Origin of the sequence: Synechococcus sp. OH2, assembly GCF_047462155.1 — a bacterium.
GTDB lineage: Bacteria > Cyanobacteriota > Cyanobacteriia > Thermostichales > Thermostichaceae > Thermostichus.
The window spans coordinates 1-1011 of the sequence record NZ_JANSIR010000065.1 but is presented as its reverse complement, the minus strand read 5'-3'; the positions used below and the strand labels follow the sequence as shown (position 1 = coordinate 1011).

Sequence of the window (1011 nt, the reverse complement as noted above, 5' to 3'; positions counted from 1 at the left end):
GTCTACACTCCTCTGAACCGAGTTTTGGGGCCTTTACTGTCTTCCCTCAGGCCGCAGTTAAATGCCTTGGCGGCAGATCCTTTCGATCCCGATTTGCTGGAGGCCTTTGGCCTGTATCTGGAGGAGTGTACGCAGAAACTGACCCAAGCTCAGCAGATCTTTCGCCGCCTTCCCAATCCCAGCAGCCTAGGGGGGGTGGCTTCTCGCCTCTACTATGCCCTCAACCACTTGGAAGATGCCCTGGAGGAGCTGAGCTATTTCCCGCTGAACTTCGACGATCGCCACCTGCACACCGGGCAAGAGCTGTTTCGACGGGCGGAAGGGTTGCGTCGAGAAGCCATGGACACCTACGCCCAGAGTTCGCCCTAGCGAGACCGGCTGCCGGGTGGAGAGGGGCGGGAATCGTAGGGGGTAGGAATGTACTGCACGGAAGGACGGCCTATGCTGGCTTGTGGGTAGAGATCCATCAGGGCGTAGATCTGGGGCGGCAACTCGGTGGAGATGGGCAGGCCCAGCTCCCGCGCTTCTTCAGCCGTAATCGGGTAGTCGTGGGTTACCCGCCCGCTGGTCAGAGCCTGGATGAGGGGCTCAACGCGTTCGGGGGCAATTTTGCGCTTGGGCACCTCGTCCTTGAGCAGCTCCCGCACAAAGTTCTGTACCTGTTGCATCGCTTTGCGGGCCAGATCTGCCAGGATCAGCGTCTGGTCGTCGATCTCGGCAATGGGTTTTTCCGCCACCACCTGCAAAATGCTGGCGGCAGCGTAGCCCCCTATCTGCGGATCGACCGGCCCTAGGACAGCATTGACATCCATGACAATTTCATCGGCAGCCAGGGCCAGCATCGTCCCCCCCGACATGGCGTAGTGGGGCACAAATACCGTTACCTTGGCCGGATGGCGAATAAGGGCGCGGGCAATTTGTTCAGTAGCCAGCACCAGGCCGCCAGGGGTGTGCAGAATTAAATCAACGTAAGGCGCGGGATTCCCCACCCGGGTGGGGAGGGATAGCGCC

At 60.3% G+C, this 1011-nt stretch carries 1 protein-coding gene and 1 pseudogene; one reads left to right on the top strand and one right to left on the bottom strand.

Translation table 11 applies throughout. The features are described 5' to 3' along the window. Nucleotides 1-369 (top strand): annotated as a pseudogene (locus NW835_RS05205) (J domain-containing protein); the annotation flags it as partial. On the opposite strand, the gene NW835_RS05200 reads toward NW835_RS05205, so the two are convergent. Next, on the bottom strand, nucleotides 366-1011 hold a 646-nt coding region (locus NW835_RS05200), incomplete at its 5' end, for an SDH family Clp fold serine proteinase (RefSeq protein ID WP_414414703.1). The pseudogene NW835_RS05205 and the gene NW835_RS05200 sit on opposite strands and share 4 nt — an antisense overlap.